This window comes from Paraburkholderia sp., assembly GCF_035656215.1.
Lineage (GTDB): Bacteria > Pseudomonadota > Gammaproteobacteria > Burkholderiales > Burkholderiaceae > Paraburkholderia.
The window spans coordinates 40,649-47,607 of sequence record NZ_DASRSY010000143.1 but is presented as its reverse complement, the minus strand read 5'-3'; the positions used below and the strand labels follow the sequence as shown (position 1 = coordinate 47,607).

Annotated in this window: 3 protein-coding genes; 1 reads left to right on the top strand and 2 read right to left on the bottom strand. The window is 63.0% G+C overall.

All coding sequences use genetic code 11. From position 1 onward, the window contains the following. Positions 1-83: 83 nt before the first annotated feature. Entirely contained in the window at positions 84-1,553 is a 1,470-nt protein-coding gene (locus tag VFE81_RS08325) for a sigma-54 interaction domain-containing protein (RefSeq protein WP_325044145.1), read from the bottom strand. Positions 1,554-1,865: 312 nt separating this feature from the next. On the opposite strand from VFE81_RS08325, the gene VFE81_RS08320 reads away from it, so the two are divergent. Further along, on the top strand, positions 1,866-3,266 hold the full coding sequence (locus VFE81_RS08320) for a GntP family permease (RefSeq protein ID WP_325044144.1): 1,401 nt from the start codon (positions 1,866-1,868) through the stop codon (positions 3,264-3,266). A 61-nt stretch (positions 3,267-3,327) separates the two neighbouring features. Here VFE81_RS08320 and VFE81_RS08315 read toward each other — a convergent pair whose 3' ends face one another. Next, complete coding sequence (locus VFE81_RS08315) at positions 3,328-6,861, bottom strand: ATP-binding protein (RefSeq protein ID WP_325044143.1); 3,534 nt, start codon at positions 6,859-6,861, stop codon at positions 3,328-3,330. Between the last annotated feature and the right edge of the window lie 98 nt (positions 6,862-6,959).

Sequence of the window (6,959 nt, the reverse complement as noted above, 5' to 3'; positions counted from 1 at the left end):
AACCCCGATCACATCTTGTTTTTCGATCACGCGATTGTGCCATGCGGCAATTACGCTGCGTCACTCGATGACGCCGAACTTTGTCACACTTCGATACCGTATGCCGCGATCTTCTTGTAGAGCGTGGCACGGCCCATGCCGATCTGCAGTGCCGTCTCGATCACGCGACCGCCGTTGGCGCGCAAGGCGTCGCCCAGGTAGCGCTTTTCGAACGCCGCCATGGCATCGCTCCACGACGTTGCTTCGGGCGCCTCTGCAGCCGCGTCTGAAGCGTGCGCTTCAGAGGTTGTGCTGGATACGTGTGGACGATGGCCGCCATGTGCCGGACCGATGAACGGCGCCAGCGCACGTGCATCGATCCGCTCGCTGTCCGAGAGCATCACCGCCCGCTCCAGCGTATTGCGCAGCTCGCGCACATTGCCGGGCCACGCATACGAACACAGCAGCCGCAATGCATCGTCCTGCAATTCGAAGTGACTGGCGCCGCGCGCTTGCGTCGACAGGTCCTCGAGCATGGCGTAAGCAAGCGCTTCGATATCGGACGAACGCTCGCGAAGCGCCGGCGCCTGGATCGTCAACACGTTCAGCCGATAGAACAGGTCCGCGCGGAAACGTCCTGCCGCGACCAACGCCGGCAAATCGGCCGAGGTCGCGGCGATGATCCGCACGTCCGCGCGCACGATCCGGTTCGAACCAAGCGGCTCGAACTCCTTGTCCTGCAGCACGCGTAACAGCTTGCCCTGCAAAGGTAGCGGCATGTCGCCGATTTCGTCGAGAAACAGCGTGCCGCCGTTCGCGAGTTCGAATTTGCCGACACGGCCCTTCCGGTCCGCACCGGTATAGGCGCCGGGCGCGGCGCCGAAGAATTCGACTTCGAGCAAGGTGTCCGGAATCGCCGCGACATTGACGGTCACGAGCGGCTGATTCGCCCGCGCCGACCCGCCGTGAATGGCATGCGCCAGCAATTCCTTGCCCGTGCCGGTTTCGCCGAGCAACAACACCGGCGACTCGAGTTGCGCGGCGCGGCGCGCCTGGCGCTTCACTTCGAGACTCGCCGCGCTCGTGCCGACAAAACTGCTGAAGGTGTACTTCGCCCGTCTTGCCTGCGCGAGCGACTGACGCGTCGCGATCAGCTCCTCCTGCACGCGCGAGTAGTGAGAAAAAAGCGGCGTGAGCGCCTTCAGCTCATCGAACAACGCGAAACCTACCGCGCCGACCGTTTCGCCCGCATCGTCTTTCAGCGGCAGCCGCGTCACGACAAGCGGCTCGCGGTCCGTTTCGAGGATGTCGAGCAGAATCGGTTTGCCGGTGTTCACGACCTCGCGCATCAGGCTGTTGGGAATCACCGCCTCGCAATCCCGGCCAATCGCCTGCTCCGGGTCCGAAAAACCGAAGCGCGCCGCGTAGCGCTTGTTGATCCAGACGACGCGCGCTTCGGCGTCGACGATGAACGTGCCCTCGCTGAAGTTTTCGAACGTGCGGAAGAGCGAATCCATAGCCCGGCGGAGTACGTCGCCGTAGGTGGCAGGCAGGCCCGCCCAGTCGTTCATCATGGTGTCGCTGTCTCCGGCTATCGTTTTATTTATGCTTGTCTCATTTCGTAGACAAGCTTATCTCATCAACGGGATCGGCGAGAAGCTTTCCACATAAGGGTTTAACCTCAACACACCCTATGTTCAGAGGATTTACGTCCCGTTTTAGAGACGTTTGGGTACAATCGGCCGCGCCACGTTTCGAACTCTGCCTGTGAAATCAATAGCCAGGCTGCTGGGGCGCGCGTGGCATGGAATCTGCATTTGCGGGCGCCGGGCCGTTGCATTCATCGGAACGGCGTACACGTAGAACAACCAAGCTTCGGAGACTCAATGTCCTTTGTTATCGTCCTCGCCGCACTGGCGTTTCTGATGTTTGCCGCGTATCGCGGCTACAGCGTCATTCTGTTCGCGCCGATCGCCGCCCTCGGCGCGGTGCTGCTGACCGATCCGGGCGCCGTCGCGCCAGTGTTCTCCGGCATCTTCATGGAGAAGATGGTCGGCTTCGTGAAGCTCTACTTCCCGGTGTTTCTGCTGGGCGCGGTGTTCGGCAAGGTCATCGAACTGTCCGGCTTTTCGGAGTCGATCGTGGCCGCGGCGATCCGCTACATTGGCCGCTCACGCGCCAATGCAGTGATCGTCGCGGTGTGTGCATTGCTCACCTATGGCGGCGTATCGCTGTTCGTGGTGGTGTTCGCGGTATATCCGTTCGCGGCCGAGTTGTACCGCCAGAGCAATATTCCGAAACGTCTGATGCCTGGCGCGATCGCGCTCGGCGCGTTCTCGTTCACGATGGATTCGTTGCCGGGCACGCCGCAGATCCAGAACATCATCCCCACCACCTTCTTCAAGACGACGTCCTGGGCCGCGCCCACGCTTGGCGTAATCGGCTCGCTGTTCATCATCGTGGTTGGCCTCACGTATCTGGAATGGCGCCGCCGTGCCGCAATGGCGACCGGCGAAGGCTACGGCACCGATCTCGTCAACGAGCCGGAGCGCGTCGAGTCGAAGCAACTGCCGCATCCGCTGCTCGCGGTCGCACCGCTGGTGCTGGTCGGCGTGGCGAATTTCCTGCTGACCCGCTGGATTCCGAATTGGTACGGCGCTTCGTACACCATCGCACCTGACATCCTGCCGGGCATCCATGCGCCGGTCACGACGACGATCAAAAGCGTCGTCGCGATCTGGGCGGTTGAGGGCGCGCTGCTGCTCGGTATCGTGATGGTCGTGGTGACGGCGTTCGGCCGCGTGCGCGAACGCTTCGCGGTCGGCACCAAGGCTGCGGTGGCGGGCGCACTGCTGGCTTCGTTGAATACGGCGTCGGAGTATGGCTTTGGCGGCGTGATCGCTGCTTTGCCGGGTTTCCTGGTGGTCAGCGATGCGTTGAAGAGCATCCCGAACCCGCTCGTCAATGCCGCGGTTTCGGTGAGCTCGCTTGCCGGTATCACAGGTTCGGCGTCGGGCGGGATGAGTATCGCGCTCGCGGCCATGTCCGACACGTTCATCAAGGGTGCGGAAGCCGCGCATATTCCGATGGAAGTGCTGCACCGTGTCGTCGCGATGGCGAGCGGCGGGATGGACACGCTGCCGCATAACGGCGCGGTGATCACGCTGCTGGCGGTGACGGGACTGACGCACCGCCAGTCGTACCGCGATATCTTCGCGGTGACGGTGATCAAGACACTGGCCGTCTTCTTTGTGATCGCGGTTTATTACGCGACGGGACTGGTTTAACGCCGCTGCTTTGAAGGACGGTTAATTCAGGGCTGGGCGCGCCAAAACATCGGCGCGCCCATCAATGCATCGACTCTTCATCGAGCCCGAAGTGATCGCATACCGCCTCGTGCAACGAGATCGCGCGTTCGTCCATCTCGGTCGTCCAACTCTCGCTGTTCTCACATAGCCGCTGCAACTCACGGCATTGCTGCGCGAATTGCCGCTCCTGCACGACGAGAAACGCGCCGCCAGCGCTATGCGCCCAGCCGCCTAATGCCTCCCGGTCTTCCCGCTCGACAATCGCCAGCAGCCTCGGCAGATCGTTTTGCAAGTGCTCCTTGAGCATCACCGTATAACGCGCCTTGTCGTCCGCCCCAAGCGTAGCGGCCGGATCAGTGGCTGCGCTGGCAGCAGCCGAGGTTGCCGGAGCCGTCGTTGCCTCACCTGACGCTGACGCTGCCGGCTGTCGCCCCGCCGACGTCACCGCCAGCAATGCCGTCTCCAACTCACCCAGCGACGCCGGTTTCGCGACATAGCCGGTAAAGCCGCGCTCGCGCCAGCCTTCCTGCTGCTGATTGTCAGTGACCGCGCTAAACGCCAGCACCGGCAAGTCCGCATGCGCTTTGCGCAACGCTGCCAGCAACGCATATCCATCCATGACAGGCATGTGGATATCGGTCAGCACGACCTCGAAGTGTCCCTGTTCGAATGCAGCCAGCGCTTGCCGCCCGTCGCCGGCGACCGTCGGCAGACAACCGAGCGCGTCGAGTTGCTCGACGATCAAGGTCTGGATCAACGGGTTGTCTTCCGCGACCAGAACCGTCAATCCGTGCAGCGCAGGATCGATCGTCGGCTGCGGTGCCACGGCGGAGTCGCCGGGCAGCGCCGCAACACTGCCTGCACCGTCCGCGTCCTTTGTCGACATGTCGAGCGCCGACAGAATCGCCGTGCGGCTGAATTCACTGGCTTCGAGCACACCGTCGCCACACGCAGCCGGACGGTGCGGTCCGGTACGCGTGATCCACACCACGCCGACAGGCTGCACCGCGCGCAACGCCGCGATGGCGTCAAGGCTGTATTCGCCGGTCACCACCATCACATCCGGCCGGTTCACTCGCAACCACGCTTCTGCGCTGCGCATCGACGTCACCGTGTGCGCCGCCCAACCCGCGCGATGAAACCAGCGCTCGAGCATCTGCCCCGACTCGCGCTCCTGACACAGCACCAGCGTATTGCCACGACGCACCGGTTCGACAGCCGGCGCGCGCAATTCTTCGGGCGGAGAAGCAAGCGGTATCGAGACGCTAAACGCGCTTCCCACGCCAAGCACGCTTTCGACCGAAATATGCCCGCCCATCAGTTCGCACAGCCGCGCGCAGATCGACAGACCGAGTCCGGTGCCGCCATAGCGGCACGAGGTGCTTGCCTCGCCCTGTTCGAACGGATTGAAAATGCGCGCGACCAGCGCCTGGTCCATGCCGATCCCTGAGTCGCAGACCCGGAAGGTCAGAACCGGCCGGCCCTGCAGATCGTCCTGCACCTCCCCGTTCAGCGTGATCTTGCCGCACGAGGTGAATTTGAACGCGTTGTTCAGCAGGTTGCTGACGATCTGCGCAATGCGCGTGCGGTCGCCATGCAGGGCCTGGTCGAGCGTCGGCGACAGATGCGAATAAAAGCGGATCGCGCGATCCGCCGTCATCGGTGCGTAGGAGAGCGCGATATTTTCGAAGTCGTCGATCGGCCGGAACGATTCGGTCACGAGCTTCATTTCGCCGGCATCGATCTTCGAAAAATCGAGAATGTCGTTGACAATGCGGCGCAGCGCATCGGCCGCAACGCCCAAAGTGGCGAGCCGTGGCGCGTGAGCTTCGAGCCCCGGGGTGCGCGCGAACAGTTCGAGGTTGCCGAGCAGTGCGTTCAACGGCGTACGGATTTCGTGACTCATCGATGCGAAGAAATTCGAACGCGCCCGCATCATGGTCTCCGAAGTCTGCTGGGCGAGACGCAGTTGCTGTTCGAGCGCATGCTGCGCGGTCACGTCGAGGATCGCGCAGAACAGCACGTCCTCGTCGGCGTAACGCACGGGTGCGTAGGTAAACTGCAGAAACTGCATGTGCGCCGCGTCGCTTTCATCCGGCTGTGATCCTGGTTGCGACGGCGGTCGTGCCTGCGACGGCGCAGGCTGTGCCGGCGCAACAAAAGCGGCGATCTTCGCAAAGGCCGTGACGGAAGGCTTATCCGGCGCCTGAGCGCGGAACTCACCGACAATGTGCAGCGGCAGGTGATTGCCGCCCTGTTCGATATGCAGCAACTCGTCGGCCAGCGCGTTGGCGGTCAGGATCGAATAATCGCTTTGCCGGACGATGCACAAACCGATCGGCGTCGCGCTGACCAGGATGTGATTGATGGTTTCGCTTTCCAGCGCGCGTGAAGTCTCCGCGAAGGTGCTGCGCAACAGGCGCAGCCCCCAGAAACGGGCCATTAGCGCGATCGCCAGCAGGATCAGCAGCGTGAGGCCGGCGAGCGCCGCCAACTGCCAGCCGAGCGCGGCGATCAACGCGCGCCACGAGATATAGCCGACCAGCGAGCCGAACCCAGCCATCAACGGCTCGCTCAGAATCATGCCGTCGCGCGTGTAGCGGTAAGCGTCAGTCGGCGTATGAGCGACGAGGTCTTGCAGTATTTTCCCGGTTTGCGCGTCGACGGGCGGCGACGACACGATCACGCGGCGCTCCGGCGTCATGAGCAGCATCGTTCCCTCGCCGGTGGGCCGCGCGAGACGCGTGGAAAGCGCTTCGAGAGGGATGCTCGCCACGATCAGCGTGGTCGGCGTATCGCCCGCATAGTAGGCACTCACCGCTGAGATCACCGGAACGCCTTGCAGCGGGTCGCGATACGGACCGAGCCAGATACGCTCGCCCTTGCCCGGCACGCGTTTGCCGGTTTGCGCTAGCAGTTCGTGCTCGATGGTCTCGCGCAGTGTGCTTACGATCGCCGGTTGCAACGGCGGTGTGTTCGCCGTGTCGGCGTCGACAGAGAGGTGCGCGACCGGTTGGTCCAGGGACGGCAGGATTGCCGCATAGTCTTCGTTCAGACCGAGCAGCATGGCGCGCTGCCGCAACTCGAATGACTGCTGCGTCACCAGTATGGACTGGGCCGCTTCATAGACACGCCATAGGTTGACGCTGAAATCCGGCCCCCACGCGGTGCGCGTTGCTTCGCCAACCAGCAGGTCGAATTGCGCGTCGACTCTGTCTACAGTGCCGCGCGCAGTGCCGGTTAGCAGGATCGATTCCTCGACGCCAACGGGCACGCGCAGCACGTTGCCGGTGTCGTGATAGTAGTCGAGCGTAAACTCGGCACGCCGCAGAAACGACTCCTCCCGGTGCAGGAGCAGCGAGATATCAGTGGCGTTCTGCGAGGCGAAGGTACGCCGGTAGTCGAGTTGTTTGGTCGCGGCAAGGACGGCCAGCAACAACGCGAAAACCACTACGATCAGCATCAGCGAACCGATCGCGGCCAGGTACACCCGTTGTTGACGCTTCGCGCTATGCGCGAGCGAAGCGAATGCGTGCGCCAGTGACTCCTGAGTACGGTCGAGGATCTTCTGCATCGGCTCGCGTGAGTAGCGTGATTCATGCAGGCAGACCGCTGCGGTGTCGAGGCGACGAGATGCGTCTGCAGGCCTTATACGGGCGCAGTGTAACGCTT

Coding starts and splice junctions, on each gene's coding strand:
- VFE81_RS08315 (WP_325044143.1), bottom strand. CDS start 6,861: ATGCAGAAGATCCTCGACCGTACTCAGGAGTCACTGGCGCACGCATTC.
- VFE81_RS08320 (WP_325044144.1), top strand. CDS start 1,866: ATGTCCTTTGTTATCGTCCTCGCCGCACTGGCGTTTCTGATGTTTGCC.
- VFE81_RS08325 (WP_325044145.1), bottom strand. CDS start 1,553: ATGATGAACGACTGGGCGGGCCTGCCTGCCACCTACGGCGACGTACTC.